Annotated in this window: 25 protein-coding genes; 7 read left to right on the top strand and 18 right to left on the bottom strand. The window is 59.6% G+C overall.

Features of this window, described 5'->3' with window-relative positions:
- Positions 1 to 9 precede the first annotated feature (9 nt).
- Positions 10 to 732 carry a pirin family protein gene (locus ACA061_RS10225; protein ID WP_150616564.1) on the top strand — a complete coding sequence of 241 codons (723 nt, stop codon included), beginning with the start codon at positions 10 to 12 and terminating at the stop codon, positions 730 to 732.
- Positions 733 to 779: 47 nt separating this feature from the next.
- Here ACA061_RS10225 and ACA061_RS10220 read toward each other — a convergent pair whose 3' ends face one another.
- Together ACA061_RS10220 and ACA061_RS10215 are read right to left on the bottom strand one after the other, a co-directional pair.
- Positions 780 to 1,208, bottom strand: a complete 429-nt coding sequence (locus ACA061_RS10220; RefSeq protein ID WP_150616565.1) for a hypothetical protein — start codon at positions 1,206 to 1,208, stop codon at positions 780 to 782.
- A 251-nt stretch (positions 1,209 to 1,459) separates the two neighbouring features.
- Positions 1,460 to 2,335, bottom strand: coding sequence for a LysR family transcriptional regulator (locus tag ACA061_RS10215; RefSeq protein ID WP_150616566.1), 876 nt, complete (start codon positions 2,333 to 2,335; stop codon positions 1,460 to 1,462).
- 111 nt (positions 2,336 to 2,446) lie between these two features.
- Here ACA061_RS10215 and ACA061_RS10210 point away from each other — a divergent pair, with 111 nt between their 5' ends.
- The 3 genes from ACA061_RS10210 (at position 2,447) to ACA061_RS10200 (ending at position 5,754) form a co-directional block, all read left to right on the top strand.
- A complete protein-coding gene (locus ACA061_RS10210; RefSeq protein ID WP_497301371.1) occupies positions 2,447 to 3,637 on the top strand; it encodes a YbfB/YjiJ family MFS transporter in 1,191 nt (396 codons plus the stop codon).
- Positions 3,638 to 3,698: 61 nt separating this feature from the next.
- Positions 3,699 to 4,697 (top strand): NAD(P)H-quinone oxidoreductase, encoded by a 999-nt coding sequence (locus tag ACA061_RS10205; protein WP_497301369.1) that lies wholly within the window; start codon positions 3,699 to 3,701, stop codon positions 4,695 to 4,697.
- A 112-nt stretch (positions 4,698 to 4,809) separates the two neighbouring features.
- Positions 4,810 to 5,754 carry an alpha/beta hydrolase gene (locus tag ACA061_RS10200; RefSeq protein WP_497301368.1) on the top strand — a complete coding sequence of 315 codons (945 nt, stop codon included), beginning with the start codon at positions 4,810 to 4,812 and terminating at the stop codon, positions 5,752 to 5,754.
- Here the strand turns inward: ACA061_RS10200 and ACA061_RS10195 are convergent.
- From ACA061_RS10195 to ACA061_RS10185, 3 genes are all read right to left on the bottom strand, one after another.
- A complete protein-coding gene (locus tag ACA061_RS10195; protein ID WP_210701719.1) occupies positions 5,751 to 7,562 on the bottom strand; it encodes an ABC transporter ATP-binding protein in 1,812 nt (603 codons plus the stop codon). The two genes, ACA061_RS10200 and ACA061_RS10195, sit on opposite strands and share 4 nt — an antisense overlap.
- Before the next feature lie 118 nt (positions 7,563 to 7,680).
- Positions 7,681 to 8,145, bottom strand: a complete 465-nt coding sequence (locus tag ACA061_RS10190) for an anti-virulence regulator CigR family protein (RefSeq protein ID WP_497301366.1) — start codon at positions 8,143 to 8,145, stop codon at positions 7,681 to 7,683.
- An 80-nt stretch (positions 8,146 to 8,225) separates the two neighbouring features.
- Positions 8,226 to 8,555 carry a hypothetical protein gene (locus ACA061_RS10185; RefSeq protein WP_150616570.1) on the bottom strand — a complete coding sequence of 110 codons (330 nt, stop codon included), beginning with the start codon at positions 8,553 to 8,555 and terminating at the stop codon, positions 8,226 to 8,228.
- Positions 8,556 to 8,708: 153 nt separating this feature from the next.
- On the opposite strand from ACA061_RS10185, the gene ACA061_RS10180 reads away from it, so the two are divergent.
- Entirely contained in the window at positions 8,709 to 8,987 is a 279-nt protein-coding gene (locus tag ACA061_RS10180) for a hypothetical protein (protein ID WP_210555510.1), read from the top strand.
- On the opposite strand, the gene ACA061_RS10175 is transcribed toward ACA061_RS10180, so the two are convergent.
- From ACA061_RS10175 to ACA061_RS10155, 5 genes are all read right to left on the bottom strand, one after another.
- Complete coding sequence (locus tag ACA061_RS10175) at positions 8,984 to 11,536, bottom strand: efflux RND transporter permease subunit (RefSeq protein ID WP_497301365.1); 2,553 nt, start codon at positions 11,534 to 11,536, stop codon at positions 8,984 to 8,986. The two genes, ACA061_RS10180 and ACA061_RS10175, sit on opposite strands and share 4 nt — an antisense overlap.
- A 31-nt stretch (positions 11,537 to 11,567) precedes the next feature.
- Complete coding sequence (locus tag ACA061_RS10170; RefSeq protein ID WP_210555508.1) at positions 11,568 to 12,641, bottom strand: WD40/YVTN/BNR-like repeat-containing protein; 1,074 nt, start codon at positions 12,639 to 12,641, stop codon at positions 11,568 to 11,570.
- 148 nt (positions 12,642 to 12,789) lie between these two features.
- On the bottom strand, positions 12,790 to 14,148 hold the full coding sequence (locus ACA061_RS10165) for a DUF1329 domain-containing protein (RefSeq protein WP_150616574.1): 1,359 nt from the start codon (positions 14,146 to 14,148) through the stop codon (positions 12,790 to 12,792).
- A 41-nt stretch (positions 14,149 to 14,189) separates the two neighbouring features.
- Positions 14,190 to 16,193 (bottom strand): DUF1302 domain-containing protein, encoded by a 2,004-nt coding sequence (locus ACA061_RS10160; RefSeq protein WP_210555507.1) that lies wholly within the window; start codon positions 16,191 to 16,193, stop codon positions 14,190 to 14,192.
- Positions 16,194 to 16,320: 127 nt separating this feature from the next.
- Positions 16,321 to 16,887, bottom strand: a complete 567-nt coding sequence (locus tag ACA061_RS10155; RefSeq protein WP_210555506.1) for an RBBP9/YdeN family alpha/beta hydrolase — start codon at positions 16,885 to 16,887, stop codon at positions 16,321 to 16,323.
- Between the two features lie 355 nt (positions 16,888 to 17,242).
- On the opposite strand from ACA061_RS10155, the gene ACA061_RS10150 reads away from it, so the two are divergent.
- Positions 17,243 to 18,292, top strand: coding sequence for an AraC family transcriptional regulator (locus ACA061_RS10150; RefSeq protein WP_150616577.1), 1,050 nt, complete (start codon positions 17,243 to 17,245; stop codon positions 18,290 to 18,292).
- A 152-nt stretch (positions 18,293 to 18,444) separates the two neighbouring features.
- Here the strand turns inward: ACA061_RS10150 and ACA061_RS10145 are convergent, their stop codons facing one another.
- From ACA061_RS10145 to ACA061_RS10115, 7 genes are all read right to left on the bottom strand, one after another.
- Complete coding sequence (locus tag ACA061_RS10145) at positions 18,445 to 19,455, bottom strand: YeiH family protein (protein ID WP_210701713.1); 1,011 nt, start codon at positions 19,453 to 19,455, stop codon at positions 18,445 to 18,447.
- Positions 19,452 to 19,778, bottom strand: a complete 327-nt coding sequence (locus tag ACA061_RS10140) for a Rieske (2Fe-2S) protein (protein ID WP_150616579.1) — start codon at positions 19,776 to 19,778, stop codon at positions 19,452 to 19,454. The genes ACA061_RS10145 and ACA061_RS10140 overlap by 4 nt, the downstream gene beginning before the upstream one ends.
- Positions 19,775 to 20,437 (bottom strand): DsbA family oxidoreductase, encoded by a 663-nt coding sequence (locus tag ACA061_RS10135; RefSeq protein ID WP_210701712.1) that lies wholly within the window; start codon positions 20,435 to 20,437, stop codon positions 19,775 to 19,777. Before ACA061_RS10135 ends, ACA061_RS10140 begins: the two co-directional genes overlap by 4 nt.
- Positions 20,434 to 21,762 (bottom strand): MFS transporter, encoded by a 1,329-nt coding sequence (locus tag ACA061_RS10130; RefSeq protein WP_210555502.1) that lies wholly within the window; start codon positions 21,760 to 21,762, stop codon positions 20,434 to 20,436. Before ACA061_RS10130 ends, ACA061_RS10135 begins: the two co-directional genes overlap by 4 nt.
- A gap of 92 nt (positions 21,763 to 21,854) precedes the next feature.
- On the bottom strand, positions 21,855 to 22,907 hold the full coding sequence (locus ACA061_RS10125; RefSeq protein WP_150602347.1) for a beta-keto acid cleavage family enzyme: 1,053 nt from the start codon (positions 22,905 to 22,907) through the stop codon (positions 21,855 to 21,857).
- An 86-nt stretch (positions 22,908 to 22,993) separates the two neighbouring features.
- Positions 22,994 to 23,842, bottom strand: a complete 849-nt coding sequence (locus tag ACA061_RS10120; protein ID WP_150616582.1) for a TauD/TfdA dioxygenase family protein — start codon at positions 23,840 to 23,842, stop codon at positions 22,994 to 22,996.
- Between the two features lie 14 nt (positions 23,843 to 23,856).
- Positions 23,857 to 24,837, bottom strand: a complete 981-nt coding sequence (locus ACA061_RS10115) for a quinone oxidoreductase family protein (protein WP_497301363.1) — start codon at positions 24,835 to 24,837, stop codon at positions 23,857 to 23,859.
- Positions 24,838 to 25,357: 520 nt separating this feature from the next.
- Here ACA061_RS10115 and ACA061_RS10110 point away from each other — a divergent pair.
- The gene (locus ACA061_RS10110) at positions 25,358 to 25,567 is read left to right on the top strand and encodes a hypothetical protein (protein WP_210555498.1); all 210 of its coding nucleotides are present in this window, start codon (positions 25,358 to 25,360) and stop codon (positions 25,565 to 25,567) included.
- A 188-nt stretch (positions 25,568 to 25,755) separates the two neighbouring features.
- Here the strand turns inward: ACA061_RS10110 and ACA061_RS10105 are convergent, their stop codons facing one another.
- Entirely contained in the window at positions 25,756 to 26,565 is an 810-nt protein-coding gene (locus ACA061_RS10105) for a hypothetical protein (protein ID WP_497301362.1), read from the bottom strand.
- Positions 26,566 to 26,569 lie beyond the last annotated feature (4 nt).

Here is a 26,569-nt window from a genome sequence, read left to right as displayed (position 1 = left end):
GATTTCATCATGCTGACTCTTCGCAAAGCCTCCGATCGTGGCCTCGCCAATCATGGCTGGTTGAAGTCGTTCCACACCTTTTCCTTTGCCAGCTATCGCGATCCGCGTGAACAGGGCTTTTCCGACCTGCTGGTAATCAACGATGACCGCGTTGCCGCCGGCAAAGGTTTCGGCCAGCATCCGCATCGCGACATGGAGATCTTCTCCTACGTACTCGAAGGCGCGCTGGAACATAAAGATACCCTGGGCACCGGTTCCGTAATCCGCCCCGGCGACGTACAACTGATGAGCGCCGGCAGTGGCGTGGCGCACAGTGAGTTCAACCATTCGGCCACCAAACCTGTGCACTTCCTGCAAATCTGGATCGTGCCGGAAGTCAGCGGCGCCAAACCGCGCTATCAACAGGAGCACTTCAGCACCCAGAAAAAACGCGGTCGGCTGCAATTGATCATTTCGCCTGACGGCAGCAACGGTTCGTTGAAAGTACGTCAGGATGCGCGAGTGTTCGCCGGGCTGTTCGACGGCAAAGAGAGCGCTACGCTGGAACTGCCCGCCAATCGTTACGCCTACGTGCATGTGGCGAGCGGCAGCGTTGAACTGAACGGCCAGCGATTGCAGGAAGGTGACGGCGTGCGGGTTCGCGAAGAACAGGCGCTGACGTTGAGCAATGGCGTGGACGCCGAGGTGCTGGTGTTTGACTTGCGGCCGCAGGAGTTGCCGCAGATGCCATGAGGTTGCTTGACGACCACAAAAAACGGCCTTCTTTTGAAGGCCGTTTTTTATGGCGGTGGTGTAAGTGAGGGTAATGCCAGCGGTGACGGTGCATGTATATCCTTGCCCGCTTGAACCGCCGCCAGGGTGGTTTGTATCGCGACATACATGTTGGCTTGATTCGCGTAATAGGCCCCTGCGACGATGGCAACAATTCCAAGCAACTGGACGACAGTGGCTGCCCAGACATTAGCCTTGACGGTAGCCCCTTGCCTCGCGGCTTCCTCAGCTCCCCGGGAAATTTTTCGCATCTCCTGCGAAATCAGGTCGTAGCGTTTGTCTCGTTCAATTTGAGTCTGATCTCGCGCCTTGTCCCGCTCGCTCTGAATCGCAAGGAACTCGCGGATTTCTGCGCGTACACCGTCGATTCGAGCATCCATTCTGGTTTCAATGGTCTCGATCCTGGCATTGAATTCTTCGCGGCTTACCGTGCTCATGACTTGAGTATTCCGACCTTTGCTCGATGTCTCACTGACTGGATATTGATGTAACTCACTGGCTTTCAATCCGATCCCCTTCCATGGTTACCGATACCCGTCCCTGGTTTATCACTCACAAGCGTGATTTCTATCGCGGTGAGTTGCAGCAACAATAGAGCCCATCAACCAAGCCCGCAAGCCAGCGGATTCTGCCTGAGTTGTAGGCCGTTTCGTCAGGTAACGTAGCTTCTCCAAGGCACGTCAGACACTCACTCATTCTCCAGCGCAAACCCTTCGACAATCTGCTCGATTACCGCCCGAACCCTTGCGGTATGGCGCAAATCCGCGTGGGTCACCAGCCACACTTCATAGGGCTGCGGGCGATTACGCTCCGGCCAGAGCCTGACCAAGCCATCGCGTTCGCCCATGTACACCGGGATTTCTCCTACACCCAGACCTGCCGCAATCGAGCGGCGCACCAACAGGCTGGAACTGAGACTGGCGACGATACGCCCGCGATGCAGAGGCTCGGCGACCAGCGTCATGTCCTTGTTGCTCTGCAAATACGGCTGGTAAACCACCAGGTCATGGCCCTCGAAAGCCGCGCCCTGAGCAGGAATGCCATGAGTGTCGATATAAGCCTGTGAAGCGAATAACCCCACCGGCCATCGGGCAATCCGCCGTGCGATCAGGTCTGGATTGTCAGGTCGGGTATTACGCACGGCGATGTCCGCCTCGCGCTTGGCCAGGCTGAGGATCTGCGTCGAGGCATCGAGTTGCACGCGCACGTCTGGATGCTGCTGGTGCAGACGGGCGATGGCCGGGATCAGAAAGTCGATGGCCAGCGAGTCGGTGGTACTGACCCGCACGTTACCGGTCAGGCGATCATCCAGGCCCTGAATCTGCCGCTCCAGCTCCAGCGCCGAGTGCTCCATTTTCTCTACGTTTTTGAGCGCCGCCTCGCCAACTGCCGTCAACGCGTAACCTTCAGAGGTACGCAAGAACAGCGTCGCGCTGAGGGACTTTTCCAGCGCTGTGATCCGCCGCCCGACGGTGGCCTGATCCACACCCAGAACCCGCGCCGCGCCACGTAATGTCGATTCACGACAAACCGCGAGAAATACCCGTGCATCGTCCCAATTCATCTTGCCCCCCTTGTGATGCAGATTTGCATCGCTGCGCAGCCGATTCGCTGCGCGAATGCAGCAAACATAGCCGATATGCTGGGCGCCATAAACCTTCTCGAGATCGCGCTCATGCGTACTTCATCCTCTGCATCTGCAATCTTCGCCGGACTCTGCGCCAGTCTGGTCAGCATCGGCCTGGCACGCTTTGCTTACACTCCGCTGATTCCCGCGCTGATTCAGGCGCAGTGGTTTTCCGCCAACGACGTGGTCTATCTCGGCGCGGCCAATCTGGTCGGTTACCTGATCGGCGCCCTGCTCGGGCGGCCAATCGCACGCTACCTCGGCAATAAAAACGCGTTGCGGCTGATGATGCTGCTTGTCACCGCTGCGTTTTTTGCCTGTGCGTTTCCGTTGTCGGTGAGTTGGTTTTTTGGTTGGCGGTTGCTATCGGGAATTACCGGTGGCGCGATCATGGTGTTGGTGGCAGCGACGGTGTTGCCGCATGTGCCAGCAACCCGAAAAGGACTGGCCAGCGGCGCGATCTTCCTGGGCATCGGCCTGGGGATTGCCGGCTCCGGGACGATTGTCCCGCCACTGTTGAACTTCGGCCTGCAATCAACCTGGTTGGGCTTGGGCGCATTGTCGTTGCTGTTGACTGCGGTGAGCTGGTTCGGCTGGCCTGCCGACTTGCCGCATCCGGTTGCGCCCCAAGCGAGCGCGGCGGCTCAGCCAACCCCGCCGGGCGTGTATTTGCTGTTCGCGCAATACGCCTTCATGGCCGCAGGTCTGGTGCCAGCGATGGTGTTTCTGGTGGATTACGTGGCGCGCGGGCTCGGAGCCGGAGCACACATCGGCGCACTGGTATGGGTGATGTACGGGTTGGGCGCGATTGTCGGGCCGGTGAGTTATGGCTTCCTGGCGGACAAGTTGGGCGCGCGGACGAGCATTCGTGTGGTTTTGGTAGTGCAGGCGATCACGCTCGGGCTGCTGGCGACCTCCCATTCATTTATAGCCTTGGCAGTGCTGGCGGTAATTCTCGGTTCATTCCCGCCCGGCATCGTGCCACTGGCTCTGGCCCGCGTGCATGAATTGATTCCTGAACATCATCGCCAGCAAATCGCCTGGAGCCGGGCCACCGTATCGTTTGCCACGTTCCAGGCACTGGCCGGGTTTGCCTACTCGGCGTTGTTCAATGCCTCGGGTGGGCATCACACGTTGTTGTTCGTGATTGCCGCCGGCGCGATTGCCGTGGCGTTGTTGCTGGAGCAGGCAATGAGGTGGCTGCCCTCTTCCATTGAATCGCGTGTTTGCACTCACTGAAGGGAATCATTGCCTTCAAACCACGCTCCCATCTACAGAACCTTTAATCACAGGAGTCGACATGACTTTACCCAATGAAATGAGCCGAATCGAAATTACCCAACCCGGTGACCCGGACGTTCTGCAACCCAAGCGCGTGCCGTTGCCGGTGGCCGCCGAAGGCGAGGTGCTGATCCGCGTGCACGCTGCCGGCATCAATCGGCCGGATGCCTTGCAGCGCGCCGGAAAGTACCCAATGAAGCCCGGGATGAACCCGATTCCCGGCTTGGAAGTGGCCGGCGAAGTCGTGGCGCTCGGCGCTGGTGTCAGCCAATTCGCCCTCGGCGATCGCGTGTGCGCGCTGACCAATGGTGGCGGCTACGCCGAATACTGCAGCGTTCCGGCCGGCCAGACCCTGCCCATTCCGGATGGAATCGACTGGGTGCAGGCCGCCGCGATTCCGGAAACCTTCTTTACCGTGTGGGCCAACCTGTTCGGTCTCGGTGGCGCCAGCCGAGGGCAGCGCGCGCTCATCCATGGCGGTACCAGCGGCATCGGCACCACGGCGCTGATGCTCTGTCGCGAATTTGCCATCGAAGCCTTCGCCACGGCTGGTAGCCCGGCAAAATGCGCAGCGATCAGCGAGTTCGGCGGCCAACCGATCAACTACCGCGAAGAGGATTTCGCTGCGGTGATCGCCGAGAAAACCGCCGGTCAGGGCGTGAACGTGATTCTCGACATCATGGGCGGCTCCTACTTCAACAGTAACGTCAGCGCTCTGGCGATGGATGGGCGATTGGTGATGCTGGGCTTCCTTGGTGGCGGCAAGGCAAACGACGTCGATCTGCTGGCGATCCTGGGTAAACGCGCGGTGGTCACCGGTTCGCTGTTGCGCGCACGCACTGCGGCGGAGAAATCAGCCATTGCCGATCAATTGCGCGAGCACGTTTGGCCGGTACTGAGTGCCGGTCGCTGCCTGCCGATCATCGACAAGGTCTATGCACTTGAAGAGGCGGCACAGGCCCATGCACACATGGAGGCCGGCGATCATATCGGCAAGATCGTGCTGAAGGTGAACTGAGCCGTTGCAGCATTTTGTAATCGTTGCGTACGGGCGGTGGTCGAAAATATCGCGCGCAGACCGAGGCATCTGGTAAAAAGCGTTCTTTGTCTGCGCCGTGGTGAAACGTTTAATGTTCCTGTCCTTCATGACTCGTCTGCGCCGTCGCCGCTTGGCGTTTGCCTGCATGGCCGCTTTGATTATCGGCGTGCCGACGAGTTGTGCCGTGCTGGAACATACCGAGCGCAAACTGTTGTTTCGCATCGAGCCGGGCAATGCCGGCTGGTATCGCGGTTTGCCGGGCAGCGTGCAGGAACTCGATCTGCAACCCAAGAACTTCAAGGCCGGACAAAACATTCATGCCTGGTGGTGGCCGGCGGAAAAAGCCAACGCCCCGGCGATCCTCTATCTGCATGGCGTGCGCTGGAACCTCACCGGGCAGTTGTTCCGCATCGAGCAATTGCGCGCGGCGGGTTACTCGGTACTGGCCATCGATTACCGCGGATTCGGCCAGAGCAAGGGCGATCTGCCGTCGGAAAGCAGCGTTTACGAAGACGCGCGGGTGGCGTGGGAGCGCTTCAAACTGCTGCAACCGGATCCGAACAAACGCCTGATCTACGGCCACTCCCTGGGTGGTGCCGTGGCGGTTGATCTGGCGGCCGAACTTGGCCAGGACGCCGCGCGTGACAAGACGCCGCTTGCGGTGCGCGGTTTGGTGATCGAATCCACTTTCACCTCGCTGGCGGATGTGGCTGCCGCCGTGGCCAACACCTCGTTGCCGGTGCGCTGGCTGCTGTCACAGAAATTCGATTCCATCGACAAGATTGCCGAGATTCACATGCCGTTGCTGGTGGTGCATGGCATGGCCGATGCGTTCGTGCCGCCGCGTTTCAGCGAGCAACTGTTCAACGCTGCTCAACAACCTAAACGCTTGTTGTTGGTACCCGGCGCAACGCACAACAACAGCATGGCGTTGGGCGGGCAGAATTATCGCAAGGCGCTTGATGCTTTGATGCAGACCAAACCGTTGCCACGTGTCGCGGGGCCGGCGCCGCTGCGCAGCGCACGCGACTCCTAACGGTAACCGCGAGCCTGTAAATCGAAGAGCTGCGCGTAATGCCCGGCAGTCTCAATCAAATCATCGTGGTCGCCCTGCTCCAGAATCCGTCCCTGTTCCAACACAATGATGTGATCGGCATTGCGCACACTGGAAAATCGGTGCGAGATCAGTAACGTCATGCGCCCTTCGGTGTGCTGGCTGAAATGCTCAAATACCGCCGCCTCCGCTGCCGGATCAAGGGCTGAGGTCGGCTCGTCGAGGATCAGGATATCGGCCTCACGGCGCATGTATGCCCGAGACAAGGCGATCTTCTGCCATTGCCCGCCCGACAACTCCTGACCACCGGCAAACCAGCGGCCGAGTTGTGTGGCATAACCGCGTTCCAGCCCCTCAATGAAGCGCGCAGCCATGCCTTCGGCAGCAGCGTCTTTCCAGCGCTGTTCATCACTGAATGCCGAAGTGTCGCCAACACCAATGTTTTCACCGACGGTGAACTGGTAACGGATGTAATCCTGGAAGATCACCCCGATGCGCCGACGCAACGTGTTCTCCTCCCAATCCTGCAAATCGCTGCCATCGAGCAGAATGCGCCCCTGATCAGGCCGATAAAGTCGCGTCAGCAATTTGATCAGTGTGGTCTTGCCTGAGCCATTTTCACCGACCAGTGCCATGCTTTTGCCGGGCACCAGATGCAGGTCGATGCCCTCCAGTGCCGCACGGGTAGCCCCCGGATAACGGAAGCCGACGTTCTCAAAACGCAGACCATCGCCCGGTCGCACGCCAGCGGTTAGATGACCACTATCGGCCAACACCGGCTCAGCCAGGTATTCGTAAAGATTCGACAGGTAGAGGCCGTCTTCGTACAGCCCACTGATCGCACTCAAGCTACTGCTGACCGCGCCCTGCCCCTGCTTGAACAGCACCAGATACATGGTCATCTGGCCCAGACTGATATTGCCGTGCACGGCATCGATCACCACCCAGGCGTACGCCACGTAAAACGCCGCCGTGCCGAGCAATCCTAGACCGAAGCCCCAACCATCGCGACGCAACGTCAATTGCCGGTCTTCGGCGTACAGTCTGGCGAAGGTGTCCCGGTAGCGCTGCAACAGCAGCGGCGCGAACCCGAACAGTTTGACCTCTTTGATGTACGCCTCGTGGGACAGCAAGGTTTCGATGTAACTTTGCTGACGGCTCTCCGGCGCCCGACGGGTGAACAGTCGGAAGGCGTCGCCGGAAAAATGTGCCTCGGCGAAGAATACCGGTAGCGCGCCGATCACCAGCAAGGCCAGCGCCCATGGCGAAAAATGCACCAGCAGCACACCGAAGCTGATCAACATGATCAGGTTCTGGACCAGCCCCAGTGACTTCATGACCAATGCCAGGGGCCGTGTCGAGGCTTCGCGGCGTACACGCACCAGCTTGTCGTAGAACTCGGAATTCTCGAACTGCACCAGTGACAGGGTCTGCGCCTTCTCCAGAATCAACGTATTGACCTTCTGCCCCAGCTGCACCCGCAACAACGACTGCTGCACCGACAGCGCCCGTTGCGTCGCAGACAACAACGCCAGCACCCCGGCCTCCATCAGCACGTAACGCAACACCGGCCACAACGGCGCATCGCCCTGCTGCGCATGCAACTGCATCGCCGTCACCACCGCATCGACAATCCGTTGGCCCAGCCACGCCGCCAGCGCCGGCAACACACCGGCAACCAATGTCGCCAGCACCAGCCCCAGAAACAAACTGCGCGATGTGCCCCAAACCAGGCGCAAGGCACGCTGCGCCTGGTCGAGCAACGAAATGACGCGCGATAAAACAGGCATAGGGCATTGAGCTCGGCAAGGGATGAGAGTGCGTCATGGTACTCCAGCGCCGACGTTACGAATCTTCGAGGCAAGAAAAAGCCCGACTTGAAAAAGTCGGGCTCGATGCCGCAAGCGCTTAATCGAACGCGCCGTTGAGGACTTCATAGATGAGGCCAGTGGCGAGGGCAACCAGTATCAGATCCGTACCGGCTTGCTGCCATTCATAACCGTCGTAGTGCGGAAGGTGGCCGAGCAGACGATTGTCGAGTTTTTTCGCAATGCCCGGAGGTAACGGTTTGCCACGCGCGAGATTTTTCTGGACTCCGGGGGGCAATGCAGGGCCGGGTTGCCAATAGTCACGATATCCACCGACCAGGCCGATGACGTGGCTGCGGTCGACGCTCGGGCCATGGCTGTAATCCCCGTGGTTAGCGTTTTTGCCTTTGTTTCCTGCCCCTTGTGCATTGTGCGGGTTGCCTTTGCTATTGCCCTGCCCCTGCCCCTGTCCCTTACCGTTGCCGGGATCCGCGAGCGCGGCCATCGGGCCGGCGACCAGAACCAGCGACATCACACCTGCAATGAATCGAGTTGATCTGAACATATCCGTGCTCTCAGACAATGGCGTTATTCACAGGATAGTAGATCGCGATTCCCGCAGTCGTTGACCGCGCTGATTCATCCCTAGCGCTGAGCCAGCTCGTGGCGCACACATTGCTCATAGTAGGTCTGCTTGACCGCCGCCGGCTTGAGCTTCGAGGTGCTGTTATAAGTCTGCTCGATAATTCCCATCGCGGTCATGCGCATCCACGGTTGCTGGAATTTGCGCACCTGCAATTGCTTGCGCGCGCCATACAAAGAAACTCCCGACAGTTTGGAATGCTGCGCACCTGCGGCGATATCCGAACCCCAGGTACAGGCAAAACGATGACCTTTGCTCAACTCTTTCGCCTGGGCTCCAGAAGCAAAGACTGCCAGGGAAAGCGTTGCCACGGTGATGACAATCGTCCGCATATAGCCAACCTAACCTTTTGAAAAAAGACGAGTTTGACGATGAAAATGGCACTCGGGGGCCAGCAGTTTGCCCTACCACTTGTCCAGTACCCTGCACCTTTGCCTCTCTCGCACCTCCAAGCCAGTACATCCCCTCGCGTGAAGGCTTAGATGATGAACAAGAAAATTGCGCTGCTATCGCTTGCCAGCCTGCTCATTATTGGTCCGATGAGCGCCATGGCGACAGAGCAAAACACTGCTGAATCTGCCGCCCCGCCGAATGCCCTGCCGGGCGTCAATCACTCGAAGAGCTCGAGCGCCCACGATGACAAGGCCGACAAAAAAGGTGAAGAATCTTCCGGAGGTAATGCGGGCGCAGAGTCGCATGAGACTGAGAAGGATGCGGCGACTTCGAGTGATTCAGAGGACATCAAGAAGGCGCCGAAACCTTAGGGCTCATTGACTGACATTCGCGCCGTGCCCGGAGCGGAAGTGGTCAGGGCCTGGGAAATGCCCGGAGGTTGAGAGATCTCCGTGCTTAAGAGCGGCGTATCAGGTTCCGGCTGGAGCGCCCGCTCGCGCAGCAGGAAATAAGACAGGGCAGGAATCAGCACCAGCGCGCCGAGCATGTTCCACAGGAACATGAAGGTCAGCAGGATGCCCATGTCGGCCTGAAACTTTATCGGCGACCAGACCCAGCACACCACGCCGGCCGCCAAGGTGATGCCTACCAGACCTACGACCCGCCCGGTAAACGACACGGCGTTGCGGTAAGCCTGAGACAACGGCAGACCCTGGCGCTGGTAATGCAACTGGACGCTGAGCAGGTACAACGCGTAATCCACGCCAATGCCCACACCCAACGCGATCACTGGCAAGGTCGCGACTTTCACGCCAATGCCCATGATCACCATCAATGCCTCGCAAAGAATCGAAGTCAGTACCAGTGGCAACAGGGCGACCAAGGTAGCGCGCCAGCTGCGGAACGTGATCAGGCAGAACAACGTCACCGCCGCGTAGACGTAAAGCAGCATCGTACGATTTGCCTCGCGCACAACAATGTTGGTCGCCGCCTCAATCCCGGCCGACCCGGCCGCCAGCAGGAACTGTCGATCTTCGCTGGTGTTTTCCCGCGCGAATTTTTCGGCGATTCCCACCACGGCATCGAGCGTCTCGGCCTTGTGATCCTTGAGGAAAGTGATCACCGGCATCAGCGAGCAATCGGTATTGAACAGCTCCGGGGAGTTGACCGAGGCTTGCTGCGCGGCGTAGTTCAACACGTCCTGATTGCGCTGGATGCTGTTGAGTTTGGGGTTGCCTTCGTAAGTGCCGGCGGTGATCTGGCGCACCGCGTTAACCAATGACGCTGTCGCCTGTACGCCCGGATATTGCTGCAGCTCCCAAGCCAGACGGTCGGCGAGTATTAACGTCTTGTAGTTCAGGCAGCCTTCCGGTGCGGTCTTGATCATCACCGCGAACAGGTCGCTGGACAGTGCGTAATGGCTGGTGATGTAGGCGTTGTCACGGTTGTAGCGCGAGTCGGCACGCAACTCCGGCGCGCCACTTTGCAGATCGCCTATCTTCAGTTGCAGGCTGACGACAAAGCCGCCGATGCCCATCAGCCCCGCGACCAACACCGCGCCGGTAGCCCACTTGCGTGTAGTGAAACGGTCGAGCAGGTCCCACAGTTTGCCAAAGCCTTTGTGCCCTTCTGCGCGCGTGTCGATTTTCAGCGCACGCTCGGCAGCCTTGTGGCCAACGCCGACATAAGACAGCGACACCGGCATCAACAATAGCGAGGTAAAGATCAGCACCGCCACACCGATACTGGCAGTGATCGCCAGGTCGCGGATCACTGGAATATCGATCAGCATCAACACCGCGAACCCTACGGCGTCGGCCAGCAGCGCGGTGACGCCGGCAATAAACAGACGACGGAAGGTGTAGCGTGCGGCGATCAGTTTGTGCGTGCCGCGGGCGATGTCCTGCATGATTCCGTTCATCTTCTGCGCCGCATGGGACACACCGATGGCGAAAATCAGAAACGGCACCAGCACCGAGTACGGGTCGATGGCATAGCCGAGCCAGGCGACGATGCCGAGTTGCCAGACCACTGCGATCAGCGAGCAGCCGACCACCAGCAAGGTGCTGCGAACGCAACGGGTGTAGGCATAAATGATGATCAGCGAAGTGACGACGGCCAGGCCGAAAAACATCATCACCTGAATCAGCCCGTCGATCAGGTCGCCCATCAATTTGGCAAAACCGATGACCCGGACTTTGTACTGACCCTTGCCCTCCTCCCCGGCCTTGCGTGCAGCGGTGTCACCGGCGAACTCGATCTTGTCGCGCAACTGCTCTTCGAGCATCTGCGAAAAAGCGTGGTAGTCGATGCGTTGACCGCTGGCCGTGGCCTTGTCCAGCAGCGGCACGATCAGCATGCTCGATCGGAAGTCGCTGGCCACCAGGCTGCCGACGATACCGGCGCGGGAAATATTCTGGCGCAGCTGTTCGATCTGCTCAGGCTTGCCTTCATAGGTATCGGGCATCACCGGACCACCCTGAAAACCTTCCTCGGTGACTTCGGTCCAGCGCACCGCCGGGCTCCACAGCGACTTCATCCAGGCGCGGTCGACGCCTTCGGTGAGGAACAGTTTGTCGTTGACCTGCTTGAGCACGTCCAGATAACCGGGGTCGAAAATATCGCCCTGAGTGTTCTCTACCACCACCCGCACCGAGTTGCCCAAGCCGCGCAACGACTGGCGGTTTTCGAGGAAGTTCTGAATGTACGGCTGGCTCTGCGGAATCATCTTTTCGAAGCTTGGACGCAGCTCCAGCCGAGTCGCTGCCATGTAGCCCAACACCACGGTGACCAACGCCATCAGCAGCATGAACAGCGGACGATAGTTGAACACCCACCGTTCCAGCAGATTGCCGGACTGTCGGTCGAAGTCGCGCAGGTCGCGGATCACCGGCATGGTTTCTTGTTTGATATTGCCCATGTCTGGGGTCTCGCTCTAAGGGTTCGAGGGCTTATTCAATCGACAGCGTCCGGGCACCACGGCTGCCAACCGCCATCAGCGCACCGTCAGCGGCGCGCGTGACGCCCGTCACGGGGAACGGCTCGGCTTGCCGCACCCAATGCATTTGCGCAGCGGCACCCTGGCTTACCAGCCTCTGCCCGCCCTGAGTGAACAAGCGGTAATTACCCTGCGCATCGACGACGCCGGCGGTGATACTGACTTGCAGGCCTGTGTTCTGCGCAACCCAGCTGAAACCGCCATCGGTACTGCGCAGAACATTGCCGCGCAAGCCGTAGACGAGCACTTCCCCGGGCTTACCGAGCACGCCGAAAAAACTGCCCTGATAAGGCGTTGGCACAGCGGCGAAGCGCTGTTGTGCCTCGTCCCATTTCAGCAACAAGCCCTGCTCGCCGGCGATGTACAGCGCATCGCCGGTAGAGGCGATGGCATTGAGGTGAAAACCCTGTGGGTTGTCGGTGCGGTCCTGGAACGGTGTCCAGCTCTGGCCGCCATCCTCGGTACGCAGGATCAGGTTGAACACGCCGACCACATAGCCGAGGCGATCATTGGCGAACCAGACATCGAGCAAGGGTTTGTCGGCACCCTGCGCCACCAGGCGCTGACCTTCAGCAACGAGAAATGACCATTGCTCGTTGGCCGGTTCTGCACTGGCCAACGCGCTGTAGTGCTTGACCAGCAAGGTACCGATCTCGCGGCCGTCGAGTTGCTTGCGCCAGGTCGCACCGGCGTCGTTGCTGTGCAATATCACGCCGTCGCCACCCACCGCCCAGCCTTGGGTGGCCGAAGGAAAACTCACGGCATTGAGGTCGGCACTGACAGGCACCGCGGCCTGCTGCCAGTGCTGACCGACGTCATCGGAAAACAGAATGTGGCCACGCTGACCGACGGCAATCACGCGTTCGCCCGCACGGGCCGTGCCGGACAACGGACTGTGGATGGCCAAGGCGCTGACCTTGGCGGGCAGGTCCAGGACATCGAAATAATCAGCCGCGCAGGTGACGCCCTGCAACAGGCCGAGCACGACACCCAATGCCACCTGTAAATAATTCTTGTACGAACACATACCGCGTCCTCTTCGAAAAACCGCGCCGGGGGCACACTTGCGTGTGCCTGGCGTTCACACCTGACGCCGCGACGGTCGGCGTGCACCGACCGCCACACGGCCCATGCTGGTGAGCAGTGGACCTTGCGAGCGCTTGCTTGCGGCCGGCTTAGCGAATGCCGCTGCCGGCGAGGGATTCCGACGACCATTGCGCCTTGGAGAGCGGATCGATGTACTTGATGCCGCCGTAAGGCCCGACCACGCCGTTGATGTTGTACGAGCCCCCCACCAGGTCGTAGATCATGAAAGGCGTGGAATCCGGGATCTGCTTGTCGTAGCTCTGGCTGAGGAACGCGAAGGAGCCACGGTACAGTTGGCCACGGGCGTCGTATTGATCAGAGGCCAGAGCGGTCCAGCTGTCTTCGTCGAGGTAGAAGCGGCGTTTCTGATAGATGTGTCGCGCACCGGCCTTGAGATTGCCTTCCACTACCCAGACGCGGTGTTTTTCCCAGCGCACGAAGTCCGGAGCCAAGTGATTGGCGGTGGTCAGCGACTTCGGATCCTGGGCGTAAGTCAGTTTGTAGGTGTTGTAGGGGACGATCATTTCCTGCTTGCCGACCAGCTTCCAGTCGTAGCGATCAAGTGCACCGTTGAACACGAAAACGTCGTCGTAGGTGCCCGCACCGGCAGTGCCGGGGTTAGGCGTGTCGTAGGCCAGGTTCGGCGCCAGCTTGACCCGACGCTGGCCTGGCAAGTATTGCCAGGCACGGCGCGGCTGTTGCAACGGGTTGGCGGCATCCTTGAGCATCACCGCTTCACCGGCCCGGCGTGCGGGGCCGGTGTAAGACAATTTCATCTGGTAGTACACGTCGGCGCTGCTGATCGGCTGCGCGAGGTTTTCGTAGATCGGATACGAAATGAACGCCTGCCCGGTGGTCGCCAGGCTCGGCACGCCGGCGGAGTCGACGTTCCAGGAGTCGTACTTGGAATTGATGCTCACGCCCTGATAGCGCAGCAGGAAGTTCCACATCGCTTCATTGCCCGATTGCGGGATCGGGAACGGCACGCCCGGCAGCACGTTATCGATGGCCAAGCCACCTTCAAGGGACTTGGCCCCGCTGGCATTCTTCACGCCGTTATCGAGGATGGCTTTGGGCAGAGAAACGGTGCGATGAGTCGGGTATACATCGACACGAAAAGTCGGGAAACGCCTGGCCAGTTCCGCCGTGGTCGCACTGAGCAAGCCTTTGTACTGATCAACGTTTTTGCCGTCGATCACCAGCAACGGTTTCTCGTTGGCGAAAGGATCCGGACGCATGCTGTCACCGGATTTGAAACTGGCCGGCGGCGTGGTCAGACCACCGTCATAGGCGGGGATGGAGCCGTCAGCATTGCCGGCCTTTTCGGCACCAACCAGGGTCAGGTTGTTGCCGAGTCTGGCAGCGTCCTGAGTTGAAACAGCGGCCTGTGCCTGGGCGACAAGGACCATGGCCAGCGAAGCGGCCAACACGGTTTTGGCGAATGTCATCTTGTTATTCTCCTGCTTGCATTGAGCAAATCAGTGGTGAATCAAAAAGTGGTTTTCATCGTCAGGTACACGGCGCCACGATCTTCAGTCGTGGCACCACCACCGGAAAAGGCTGAGTAGCCACCGGCGTAACAGGCGTAGTTTTCGTTACCGCTAAAGGCGTTCGGCGCAGCGCCGTCACCTCCGGTCGGGCCGGTACTCACACCGCTGACACTGCACTTGTCGGCCTTGCCGAAAGCGTCCACGTACTTGAGGTCGACAAAGTATTTGTTGTACACAACGGCCCCGAGGCCAATGGCGTAGTTACCGGTGTCTTTGGCGCCACCCCCGGAGACCGGTGAGACGCCGTCGAGACCGACGTTGATGGACATCGGTGCATTGAGGTCGACGCCGGGAAACACCTGGTACCAGGTCGGCGTGAAGTTGACCGCGATGCCCCAGTTGTCGCGGGTCGGCTGATCGATACCGCGATAGGTGTCCTTGCCTTTGTAGAGCGCTTCGTTCTGGTTATCGAGTTTGAGCAGGTTGCTGTAATACAGCTCACCGAGCAGGGCTGCCGAATCGAACACCGGGGTTTTGGCGAAGGTCATCAAACCGTTGAGCGTCCAGTGCAAGGTGTCGCCAGTGGCGGCCATGCTGTCGCCCTTGTGCGGCGTGTCGTAAATCACACCGGTGGCCGCCGTACGCGCCGGCAACAGGCCAAGCCCCGCGCCCAGCCCCAGCGGACTGTTAGTGCTGACAACCGCCGGAATACTCGCCAGCGGCATGTTGTGGCGGATGTTCAGGTCCGAACCGACGCTAACCCCGCCGAAGTCCTTGGACAGGCTCAGGCCAACGATCTTGATGCTGTCGGCATAGGCCATTTGATAGGTGGCGGTGCTCAGCGAGTTGAGCGTATTGATCACCGCAGGCACTTGCCCTGCCGGACGAGTGCCGTTGGGGTTGGCCGAACTCAGGCCTCTGGCATCCAGCCAGGCTTGCGGCAGGATTTCCGAGGTTTCGCGGTAGTAAACGCCGAGGGTGCCGTCGAGCCAGGCTGGCGACCACTTGGCCATGACGCCCCAGTCCCCGCGCTTGTCCGGCGTCAGGTCATGACCGCGACGCACATTGGTCAAGCCGTTGCACGGCGCCAGACCACAACCCAGCGGACTGCCCGGCACCACGCTATTGGTGTTGCCCAACAGGAACGATTGCCCACCGAAACCGACCAGATCGGAACCACCGTAATAAGTGCCTGCTTCCGGCAGGCGCGCGGCGTCCCAGTCGAGGAAATACTGCGCGCCTACGGTCAATTCGGGATTGACCGTGAACGACATCGACAACTGGTTGCGCGGCACGAACAGTTCCTTGGCTTCGGTACCGGGCGAGGCCGCGAGTTTGGCCAGATCGAGGCCGGACTGGCCGTAACTGATCGAATGAACCGGGTTGAGAATGGTCTCGCCCCAGAACACGTTGTGCTGTCCGGCCTTGACGCTCAGCAGCGACTCCTCGCCGACTTCGGTGCTGTAGAACACGAAGGCATCAAGTATTTCGCCGGAGGGACCTGCGTAGTAACGCTGGGTGTAGTTGCTCAGGTGCGGGCTGCCATTGCCGACGTTGTCAGCGGTGACCCCGGCCAGGCGCGGATCATTGGCGACCAGACCCGATCTTGCGTCGTTGCCGTTAACGAACGGATTGGAATTGGAGCCGGTGTTCTCGTAGGCCTTGTCGTACCAACTGGCCGCGCTGACGCGAAAGCCCATGTGGTTCTGATAGACCACATCCATCTCGGTCAGCAGGTCGACACGCTGGGTGATGTTGGTCCCGGCCTTGCGGAAGTTGTAGTCGCCATCGTTGTTGTTCGGCGTCGCCAGCATGCGTTTGTCGGCGCTTTCGGTGCGCACGCCGTAGTTGTACTTCACCGTGTTATCCAGGCGCACGGTCCAGTCCGGGTTACCGGTGTCGAGCTCGACGGCCTGCGCGACCGGCATGGCGGCAGCCAGAATCGCCGAGGCCAACAGGGTGTAACGCGAGGGTGCAAACCCGTGACTCTTATTGTTATGCATTGCGTTGTCTCCGCCTTTTTGTATTTGTTTTAAGCGCAGCCGCCCTCGTGCAACCCCTTGTTCCAGGGATTTACATTTTCAGGAGTGAGGGCAAATGCCGGATGGCGCGGGCCAACCGGCGCCTGAACTAGCGATCCAGCTCGAGGATGAGTGCTTCGGCTTGTGGCCAGTGCCCGTAACCGGCAGCAGGATTGAGATGACCGACTTCGCCGAAATTGAGCAGTTCGCTGCCCCAGCCTTCGGCCATGTGCGTGGCAGCTTCCAGGCTGGCGAGGTGGTCGTTGGTACTGGCGACCAGCAGACTGCGGAACGGCAATCGACCGTTGGGCAGAGGAGCCCAACCCTGGCTGCGCAGGGTTGCAGCGGATGGGTAACCTTGCGGCCACTCGGCATCAAGATCCGGCGGCGCGACCAGCAGCGCGCCCTTGATCGACCGACTGTGTCGGGCAGCCCAGTGCGCAACCATCAACACGCCGGCGCTGTGAGCGACCAGAATCACCGGCCCGTCGATCTGCGCCAATGTGTGTTGAATCGCTTCGACCCGCTTGCTGCAATCGAGTTTGTCGGCTTCCAGCGGCGGCACACTGCGCACCTTGTACAGTCGGGTGTGCAGCAACGTCTGCCAATGTTCGGCAACGTGCTCGCGCAGACCCGGGACGATCAGAACGGTTGCGACAGTTTGCAGTTTGTCCACTTCAACACCTTCGCTTTCTCGATGACTCGACTGGCTCTGTTCGCCAGGGGCTTTTTATAGTTCCGACATTAGATAGCGCCCGCCCGAAGCGCTTTTCATTGGACGTCAGGCTCTTTTCTTTTCATGACAAAGTTTCAGGTATTGGCGCGAAGCGACCATTGGTCGAATATCCCCGCAGGTTCTCCACAGCTCACTGTAATCAATGGGTGAGCGTCGACTGCGGCACAACGGCGGGGTGATTCTGGACAGCATCGGGCGACGGTTTTCGACAACGTCACAACTGTTCAATTGCTGATGTGCTGGCTATAGTCGCCACGCAAATTTGAATCGCAACCGGCTCAGGAAAGACCTTCGCATGCCCAAGCTTGTTCGCGCCGCCGTCTTGACCAACTACCTGGAGGTCACTCAATACCTGGGATTCAATCCGGGTGATGTGCTGGCCGGTGTCGGCTTGAGCAAGGCCAAACTGCAAGCCCCTGAACATCGCATCCCGATCGACGCCGCCGTGCGCCTGCTTGAGGATTCGGCAGCGGCCAGTGGCTGCCAGAGCTTCGGGCTGAGCATGGCCGAGTCACGCCAGCTCTCGGACTTTGGCGTGGTCAGCCTGCTGCTCAGCCATCAGCGGACGCTGCGCGACACGTTGCAAGTGTTGGTGCACTACCGCCATCTGATGAACGATTCGCTGGCCCTCTTCATCGAGGAGGCCGGCAAGATGGTGATCATTCGCGAAGAGGTGGTGACTGAATCGCCGATGCCCTGCCGACAAGCCAATGAACTGGCAATCGGGGTGATGTTCCGCTTGTGCGCGGCCCTGCTCGGCGCCCACTGGCATCCCTACAGTGTCAATTTCACGCATCAGCCCCCCGACAACCTGCAACTGCATCGTCGCCTGTTCGGCTGCAAGCTGGAGTTCGGTAGCGAGTTCAATGGCATTGTCTGCCCCAATACCAGCCTTGACGTGCCCAACCCCTTGGCTGACCCGGCAATGGCGCGCTATGCCCAGAGCTACCTCGACTCATTGCTGAACCACGAAGGCCCTTCGATGCTGTTCGAGGTGCGCAAAGCCATCTACCTTTTGTTGCCGATGGGACGCGCCACCATCGAGCAAATCGCCCAGACCCACGGCATGAACGTTCGAACGTTGCAGCGCCGTCTCAAAGATGACGGCTGCGCCTTCAATGACGTGATCAACGACGTGCGCCGTGACCTGGTGCTGCGCTATCTGGAAAACCCGAATTACTCGCTGGGCCGGATCGCGGACATGCTCGGCTATTCAATGGCAAGTTCCTTCACACGTTGGTTCATCACCCAGTTCGGCATGCCGCCGGCAGCTTGGCGCAGCGCGCAAAAACAACCCAAGCCAGCCAGTACGCCGAGCCCCCTGCCCGGCCACACGGAACCCTGAGACGACTGAAAACCCCTCGCGCAACTGACAAAAAAAACGGCAATTGCTGGTGCAATCGCCGCAAAAGACCGGTGTTCATCACTCCGGTCGAAGCCCCACTGCGATCAGAGTCAAACGCAGTGCAGCCCTGCCATAAGCGTTCGCGTCAGGCTCTAGAGGCCCCAACGCAGCAACAACAGCACCAGCACAACAAGGAACATCGTCTCCCCGACCATCAGCAGGATCGGCTTGATGCCGACAGCCGCCAGCTCCTTGAGCTGGGTTTTCATGCCCAAGGCACTGATGGAAACCACCAGGCACCAGCGCGACAACTCATTGACCGATCCCTGTACCACCGGGGCTATCCATCCAGTGCTATTGATGCAGGCCAGAATCAGAAACCCGACGGCGAACCAAGGCAGCAGCGGCGGCCGTTTGCCGGTGGGGTCAGCGCCCTGCATGCGAGTAATCATCGCCGCGCACACGATCACCGGCAGCAGCATGGCGACCCGCATCAACTTGACCACCGTTGCCGTATCACCGGTTTCGGTCGACATGCTGTAACCGGCGCCGACGACCTGGGCGACATCGTGGATGGTCGCCCCGAGGAATACGCCTGCCACTTGCGGTGACAACGACAGCCAATTGGCAATCATCGGGTAAACGATCATCGCCAGGGTCGACAGCGCCGACACCCCGATCACCGTGAATAATGTCGCGCGTTCTTTCTGCGGATGGTTCGGCAATGCCGCCGCCAGCGCCAACGCGGCCGAGGCACCGCAAATCGCCGTGGCGCCACCGGTGAGCATGCCGAACAAACGCTGAAAGCCCAGCGCCTTGGCCGCGATCACCGAGACGCCGATGGTCACCACCACCAAAATCACCACCAGCACCACAGGCTTCCAGCCTAACGCCGCCATTTGCTCGAGGGTGATGCGCATGCCCAGCAGCGCCACGCCGATGCGCAACACCGTGCGCGCAGTGAACTCAATGCCGGCCTTGCAGACACCATCACCGGCAAGAAAATTGAGCGCCATGCCCAGCAACAAAGCGAACAGCATCACCGGCGCAGCGTAATGCTCGGACAAAAAAGAGGCTGCGGCGGCAACGATCAAGCTGACGACAAAACCTGGCGCCAGCTCCCGTGTTCGGCTGTGAATACGAGTCAGAGCAATGGCGCTCATGGCGCGGACTCCTCGGCAACGACAACGATGTATGCCTGACCGTCGATGAGTTCGACCGGGTAGCTGGCAACTTTGACTGCGCTGGAATTGAGCAAGTAACCGCTGCGCAGATCGAAGCGCAGACCGTGGGCGCAGCACTGAATCACTCGCCCATCAAGGCGCCCGCCACACAACGAGGCGCCTTGGTGCGGGCAACTGTCGTCGATGGCGAACAGATCGCCCTCGACGTTGAAAATCGCCAGGCTTTTGTCATCGAATTCGAACAGTGCACGAGCGCCCACGCGCGGGAGTTTTCCGGCAGGCACAGGGATACGAAGACTCATGTCGGCTGCCGCTCGCGATCACTTTCTTTCAGTGACTGACTCATGGCCCCAAGCAATGCCGCAGCAGGTTGCGCGCCTACCACCGTCATGCGGCGGTCGAACTGAAAACTCGGCACGCCACTGCTCGCTCCGGGTGATCCGCCAAATGCCGTGCCATCGCCCGTCAGGCAATCGGCGAAGGCCTCCGCATTCATGCCGCAGGAGCGGACAATCGCGAGCAAGGTCTCGCGGCATCCAAGGTCTTCGCCTCTCTGGAAATAAGCGGCGAAGAGGCGCTCAAGCAAGATGTCACGATGGGCAAGATTGCCCAGCTCACTGGCGCGCTGGAACAAACGATGCGCGTCTGCGGTGTTAGGCATTGTCGCGATATGGCTGAAATCGATGGCCAACCCAACCGCTGCGGCAGCCTGCTGCACCTGGGTTTGACGCATGAGTACTGCATCGGCATTGCCCAGGCGCTTGCGATAAAAATCAGCGAAGGGCTCACCTTGTACCGGCAACTGCGGCAACAACTGCATGCCATGCCACACCGTGGTGATCTGCACACCCGGATGGCGACTGCGAAACTGTACCTGCGCATGTTCCAGTTGACGCTTGCCGATCAGGCACCAGGGACAGATGAAATCGAAGAACACATCAATACGTAAACGACCACTCACAACTTCACCCCTACGACGGATTCGTCCACCAGATCATCGATCCGCTCACCCTTAAGCCGGGCAATGTCCTTGTGGTAATGACACTTGGCATAAAAGAACACGGCGGCCGCCGCGATGCTGAGCAATGGCACAAACTGGAAAGCTGCCTGCAAGCCGATCACATCGGACAGCCTGCCGGTGATGAACGGCCCAGGCGCCAGCCCGAGCATGTTGTTGGCCAGGGTCAACGTGGCGAAAGCCGTGCCATGGACCGAGTAATGCGTGAGGTTGGCGACCATGGCGCCGCAAGGCCCAGTGGTGCCGGCCGCGATCAACATGCCGAGGCCGATCAGCGCCAATTGCACCGGCCCCGCCGGCAGGGCGAACGCTGCCGACAACAACAGGCAACTGCCCAGGCAGTAGGCGATGGCCAGGGCGACTTTGCGTTCCGGCGAATGGCGACACAGTCGATCGCTGAGCACGCCACACAGAATCATTCCCGCGCCGCTGCACAGCACGATGATCGCCGCGACCCCGCCCGCCTTGTCCGTGGCCATGTGGTAATAGCGATTGAGATAACTGGGCATCCACACAATGACGGTGCCGGCGACGAACAGTTGCAGGCCACTGCCGATATAGGCCGCGATCACCGAGCGGCTGGAAAACAGCGTGCGCAATGGCCGCTTGATTGCTGCCGCCGCTTTGTTCGCCGCAAGGGATGCACGCTGCGGAGCAATGCGTGCTTCCTTGACGATGATCGGGTAAAGCACTGCCAGCAGCAGGCCGAACAGCGCCATACCGGCAAACGACCAGCGCCAGCCAAGCTTGCTCGCGATTGCCCCGCCCAGCGCCATACCCAATACCGAACCGAACATCCCGCCCGCCATGAAGGCACTGGCCAGCGTTGCCCGCAGGTGTTTGGGAAACACCGAGATCACCACCGCGATGCCGACGCTGCCGTACGCCGCTTCGCCGACGCCAACCATGAATCGCGCAATGAACATCTGTTGATAGTCCTGCGCGAAGGCGCAACCCAATGTGGCCAGACTCCACAGCAATGCCATCAGCGCCAGGCTCTTGACCCGGCCAAAGCGGTCCGCCAGCAACGACAGAGGGAAAGTCAGCAGCCCCACCATAAGGGCGACGATGCCACTGAGCAGGCCGAGCTGGCCGTCGCTCAGCGCCCATTCGCCCTTGAGCAGCGGGAACACCGCATTCAACACCTGGCGCGACATGTAATCGGAAATCAACAGCCCGAACGTCAGTGCAAAGACGATCCAGGCATACGGGCGCGCGACGCCGACAGCATCGTCGTCATCGTCTGCGGCGATTGGGTGAAAGGCCATTCAGCCTCCTCAAAGCTTTGTCTTATTGTTGTTATCAAGCGTGTTGCAGTGCAGCGGGCGGGAGGCCATGGACCTTCCGCCTCTACTGCCAATCAGCCGCGTTGCGGCACACCTTTTTGCCCAGCCTTGCGGTTGGGCGCCATACCGTTGGCCAACAGGGTTTCTTCGATGCTCTGGTACTGCACGCCGATGCGGTAGATCTCACGCGCTTCTTTGCCGGTGGCGATGTCGCGACCCAGTTCATGCGCGATCCGCACGGTCTGTTTGATCTGTGCAACCGAGCCGAAACGATCACCCTTGTGATCAATGATAGTGTCCTCATTGCCCACACGCGGGTGCAGACCCATGGCCATCGACATCGTGTTGAACGGCATCACATTCTTGAGCAGCGACTCTGAGGTCAGGGTGCAACCGTCCGGCGCGCGGTGGATGAAGTTGAAGAAGTTGAACGGGTTGGGGCCATCGAAACCGCCGCCGATGCCGATCCAGGTCAGGTTCAACGGGCCCTTGTAGACGCCCTTGCGCACCAGACGCTCAAGGGTTTCCATGGCATGCATGCCCGTTAGCTGGAAGTGCGGCTGGATGCCGTTGTCCATCAGACGCTTGAGGTGCTCGGCAACCCAGGCCGGGCCGGCCGGCACGGTCATTTCGCTGTAGGCGGCCTGAACCAGCGGGTTGGCCAGGGACGTGCCTTCCAGGTATTGCGGATAGAGCAGCTCCATGATGTTCATCTGAGTGGTGTTGATCGCCACCGTGACCTGATCCGGTTTTGGCGTCAGTTCGGCGAGCATATGTCGCGTATCGTCCGACAGCCACTTGGCGGCTTCACCATCGCTTTCAGGGGCAAAGGAAATCGAACCACCGACCTGGATGATCATGTCCGGCACGGCTTCACGCACGCCGGCGATCAACTCGTTGAACTTGGACAAACGCTTGGAGCCCTTGCCGTCCAATTCGCGCACGTGCAAGTGCAAGACCGTGGCACCGGCCTCATAACACTCAACCGCTTTTTGCACCTGCTCGTCCATGGTCAGCGGGATGTCTTCGGGGAAATCTTCCGGCATCCATTCCGGGCCGTACGGGGCCACGGTGATGACCACCTTTTCCATGTTTTCCGGGTGCAGGGAATCGTCGAAGAATTGCATGGGTTACTCCTGTTCTTATGATTGTCGCGCCCACCCTCGATCATGCCGGGCAGACGTGTTTACGAGTGCGATGCAAAAGAGGTCGATCAGTAAGTCTTGTCGCCGATGATTCCGGCACGCTCCATCTTGCGATGGCACGGCGAGTAATCCATGACGGCATAGTGCTGGGTGCTGCGGTTGTCCCAAATGGCGATGCTGTTGGGCTTCCAGCGCCAGCGCACCTGATACTCGGGGATATAGGCCTGGCTGATCAGGTAGCGCAGCAACTCGCTCGCGCCGGGGTTGGCGTCCTGACCAAAGCGCACCCGGTCGGGGGTGTGGTAGTTGCTCAAGTGCGTGGTGAACGCGTTGACAAACAGCACCTTTTCCCCGGTTTCCGGGTGGGTGCGCACGACCGGGTGCTCGGCATCCGGGTACATATCCTTGAGCGCCAGACGCTTCTCGATCGGCATGGCGGCGCCAAAGCTCGCTTCGATGCTGTGACGGGCACGCAGGTCGGCAATCTTCACCTTCACGTCCTCCGGCAAACGCGCGTAAGCCTCGACCATGTTGGCCCACATCGTGTCGCCGCCCACCGGTGGGCACTCAACGCAACGCAGCACGCACCCCATCGGTGGCGCCTCGCGCCAGGTTGCGTCGGTGTGCCAGGCATTTTCGTAGCGATCCATCGGCTGATCGGGGTTCTTGTAGATGCGCACCAGCCCGGGATGCTCCGGATCACTGCCCGCCACCGGATGACCTTCCAGCTCGCCGAAGCGACGGGCGAACGCTACGTGCTCGGCGCGAGTAATGTCCTGATCACGCAGGAACACCACCCGATGCTTGAGCAACTGGGCACGAATCTCGGCAAAAAGACCGTCGTCATGCACCGCATCGGCGAGGTTCACGCCGACCAGTTCGGCGCCAATGCTGCAGGTCAATTGTTCGACTTTCATGGCAGGCGACTCCCTTAAATGACGAAAATCGACGAGCCTGTGGTCTTGCGTGATTCCAGGTCGCGATGAGCCTGGACAGCGTCCTGCAAAGCGTAGTGCTGGTTAATCCCAATCTTGATCCGACCACTGCCAACATGGTCGAACAACTCACCCGCCAACGCGGCTTTTTCCGCCGGGTCGGCGATGTAATCGGCCAGGGCCGGACGCGTCAGGAAAAGCGAACCTTTCATCGCCAGCATCACCGGATCGAGAGCCGGAATCGGACCAGATGCCGTGCCGACGCAAACCATCAGACCACGGCGCTTGAGCGAATCGAGCGAGCCCATGAAGGTGTTCTTGCCGACGCTGTCGAACACCACGTTGACGCCGACGCCATCGGTCAGCTCGCGAACGCGCGAGGCGACATCTTCATGGCTGTAATTGATGACCTGGTCGCAGCCATGGGCCCGAGCGATTTCACCTTTGGCCTCGGTGGACACCGTACCGATGACAGTCAGGCCAAGCAGCTTGGCCCACTGCGAAACGATCAGGCCCACGCCACCAGCAGCGGCATGCAGCAAAATGCTGTCGCCGGCCTTGAAATCATAAATGCGCCGCATCAGGTACGCCGACGTCAGGCCGCGCATCGTCATGGCGGCGGCAGTCTCGAAACTGATGGTTTCCGGCAGCTTGATCAGCGGCGCGGCGGGGATCAAACGCTCAGTGCTATAGGCACCCAGGGTATTGAGAAAACCGGTGTAAGTGACACGATCACCCACTTGTACATGGGTAACCCCTTCGCCAATAGCCTGAACCACACCGGAGGCTTCAACCCCCATACCATTTGGCATCGGGATCGGGTAAGTACCATTGCGAAAGTATGTATCGGCATAGTTCAGGCCAACCGCCACATGACGCAGCCGAACTTCGCCTGGACCTGGGTCGCCAACGTCGACCTCCTCATAACGAAGGACTTCGGGACCACCGGTTTCGTAAAAGCGTACGGCTTTGGCCATGTTTTCTTATTCTCCAGTCTGCCAGTTTGGCGTGCAGCGTCGATTAACGCTGACTGGACTGTAGGACGCAGCCTGACGAACCGCTTCTCATCAGACGACAATGGCTTTTCATTTGGTGACAACTGGGGAGATGGGGGCTTGGGAGATGTTTGGGGGGCTTGTCGAGCTTGTTGGGTGGCCCGACCTTCTTAAGGATCTGAGAAGACAACGGGCAGTTTTGCGCGGGTACAAAAAAGCCGATCTGACTGATCGGCTTAAGTGTCTGAGTTTACTCAGGAATAATGGTCGGGACGGAGTGATTCGAACACTCGACCCCTAGCACCCCATGCTTGAAAACGGGATGAAACCCCAGTATTTGTTGAGTCTTCTATCGGCGCTCGCTGCAAACGGTGCCGCACTGACCTTCACTGAAATTTACGAATCCCCGAAAAAGTCCCCGCGCCTATTTGGCGCTCTCCCCGGCGTTCTGCCAACAATCAATCTCCCTGCTACTCTGGTTTCGTCCACGGAGGAAACCAAAATGCCGAACTCTGATCTGCTCCCTTCCCTACTCTTCAAGATCAACGAAAACCAACTCGCGCTCGAAGCCGCCATCATGGAATTGACGAACTGGGTCGAACAGCGCGGATCTGCCGACGTCGCGGAGAACGTCCGCGGCGCACTATGGGTAATCGACAAGAACGAAGAATTCATCAAGATGACGCTAGCGGTTTTGATGACGCCCGACTAACTGCTATCAGCCAATTTCTGCCTGTCACGAATGGCAGTAACCGACTCATAGCTGTCATTCATTTGTGAAAGAGGCACGTTGAGCGGGTGTGAGCTATGGTTTGTTCGTTCACCTCGCCAGTTGCAGTTTTCGCAGTTCCCGTCCTAAAGTGGTTGGCGGGGTGAGCTACTATTGAGATGTCCGACCCATCAGTTGCCGCCCCCCCCCGGGCTCCTCTCAGTGGTCGATGGGACGGTTATATTCATCGCGGCCCCTTGTAGCAGTATACGTAGGAGCGCCAAGCGAGGGGGATCATGCATCACCCGCTCGAACTCTGCGACCCAGACCCATGGATTTGAGTCCCAGGCACCAGCGCCATTGCTGGAGTCCCATAGTCCGGAAAAATCATGGACTGCCGCCAACTTACTTTGGTGCCTGGTTTGAGATGTTCCTAGGGAATGCTGACCACTTGACATGCCGATACCTTCGGCGGCCACCTGCTCTTCGCTGATATCTTGCAGTCTCTCAACGCGGACGTCGGTTATCTCCAGCAGAATTCGGCTGGCCCAGCGCGGCATATGGGCGGGTGGGCGCCAGCGGGCTTCCGCACCAGTCATCAAGTCATCGACACAGCAACAGAACTGGTATGGCCTGGATCGTGGGTCATCGTAGTTAAACGCACCGCTGTCATTGAGGAAGCTTTCCTCTTCCATCAGATCGCGAATGTCTCCATCGGCCCGATAAGCCAAAACAGGCGCCCCATTTATGTTCGCGTCAGCCCAGGTCTCGCGTACCCATAGTCGGTCTCCCGGCGTCCCATACGGGCATGAGTAGTGCTTGTTGATAACGTTGTGGTCCGTGAGGCACAGTCCAAATTTAAACTTGGGCTTATCGAATCGATCGAGGAGCGCGATCACGTTTACCGGATCGTGCTTCACCGCACTACGAATCACAGTCTTTTGACCGCTCAGGATCGCACGCACTACCGAAGCGCAGAATAGAATTGGGAGTTCTTTCATGCAG

This window comes from Pseudomonas sp. LBUM1668, from assembly GCF_059695715.1.
The sequence above is the reverse complement of the archived record's forward strand: the minus strand, read 5'-3'. Positions and strand labels throughout refer to the sequence as shown.

Coding starts and splice junctions, on each gene's coding strand:
- ACA061_RS10190 (WP_497301366.1), bottom strand. CDS start 8,145: ATGTTCAGATCAACTCGATTCATTGCAGGTGTGATGTCGCTGGTTCTG.
- ACA061_RS10180 (WP_210555510.1), top strand. CDS start 8,709: ATGAACAAGAAAATTGCGCTGCTATCGCTTGCCAGCCTGCTCATTATT.
- ACA061_RS10200 (WP_497301368.1), top strand. CDS start 4,810: ATGTTCCTGTCCTTCATGACTCGTCTGCGCCGTCGCCGCTTGGCGTTT.
- ACA061_RS10110 (WP_210555498.1), top strand. CDS start 25,358: ATGCCGAACTCTGATCTGCTCCCTTCCCTACTCTTCAAGATCAACGAA.
- ACA061_RS10215 (WP_150616566.1), bottom strand. CDS start 2,335: ATGAATTGGGACGATGCACGGGTATTTCTCGCGGTTTGTCGTGAATCG.
- ACA061_RS10160 (WP_210555507.1), bottom strand. CDS start 16,193: ATGCATAACAATAAGAGTCACGGGTTTGCACCCTCGCGTTACACCCTG.
- ACA061_RS10205 (WP_497301369.1), top strand. CDS start 3,699: ATGACTTTACCCAATGAAATGAGCCGAATCGAAATTACCCAACCCGGT.
- ACA061_RS10125 (WP_150602347.1), bottom strand. CDS start 22,907: ATGCAATTCTTCGACGATTCCCTGCACCCGGAAAACATGGAAAAGGTG.
- ACA061_RS10195 (WP_210701719.1), bottom strand. CDS start 7,562: ATGCCTGTTTTATCGCGCGTCATTTCGTTGCTCGACCAGGCGCAGCGT.
- ACA061_RS10150 (WP_150616577.1), top strand. CDS start 17,243: ATGCCCAAGCTTGTTCGCGCCGCCGTCTTGACCAACTACCTGGAGGTC.
- ACA061_RS10175 (WP_497301365.1), bottom strand. CDS start 11,536: ATGGGCAATATCAAACAAGAAACCATGCCGGTGATCCGCGACCTGCGC.
- ACA061_RS10140 (WP_150616579.1), bottom strand. CDS start 19,778: ATGAGTCTTCGTATCCCTGTGCCTGCCGGAAAACTCCCGCGCGTGGGC.
- ACA061_RS10105 (WP_497301362.1), bottom strand. CDS start 26,565: ATGAAAGAACTCCCAATTCTATTCTGCGCTTCGGTAGTGCGTGCGATC.
- ACA061_RS10225 (WP_150616564.1), top strand. CDS start 10: ATGCTGACTCTTCGCAAAGCCTCCGATCGTGGCCTCGCCAATCATGGC.
- ACA061_RS10165 (WP_150616574.1), bottom strand. CDS start 14,148: ATGACATTCGCCAAAACCGTGTTGGCCGCTTCGCTGGCCATGGTCCTT.
- ACA061_RS10120 (WP_150616582.1), bottom strand. CDS start 23,842: ATGAAAGTCGAACAATTGACCTGCAGCATTGGCGCCGAACTGGTCGGC.
- ACA061_RS10115 (WP_497301363.1), bottom strand. CDS start 24,837: ATGGCCAAAGCCGTACGCTTTTACGAAACCGGTGGTCCCGAAGTCCTT.
- ACA061_RS10210 (WP_497301371.1), top strand. CDS start 2,447: ATGCGTACTTCATCCTCTGCATCTGCAATCTTCGCCGGACTCTGCGCC.
- ACA061_RS10220 (WP_150616565.1), bottom strand. CDS start 1,208: ATGAGCACGGTAAGCCGCGAAGAATTCAATGCCAGGATCGAGACCATT.
- ACA061_RS10170 (WP_210555508.1), bottom strand. CDS start 12,641: ATGTGTTCGTACAAGAATTATTTACAGGTGGCATTGGGTGTCGTGCTC.
- ACA061_RS10130 (WP_210555502.1), bottom strand. CDS start 21,762: ATGGCCTTTCACCCAATCGCCGCAGACGATGACGACGATGCTGTCGGC.
- ACA061_RS10145 (WP_210701713.1), bottom strand. CDS start 19,455: ATGAGCGCCATTGCTCTGACTCGTATTCACAGCCGAACACGGGAGCTG.
- ACA061_RS10185 (WP_150616570.1), bottom strand. CDS start 8,555: ATGCGGACGATTGTCATCACCGTGGCAACGCTTTCCCTGGCAGTCTTT.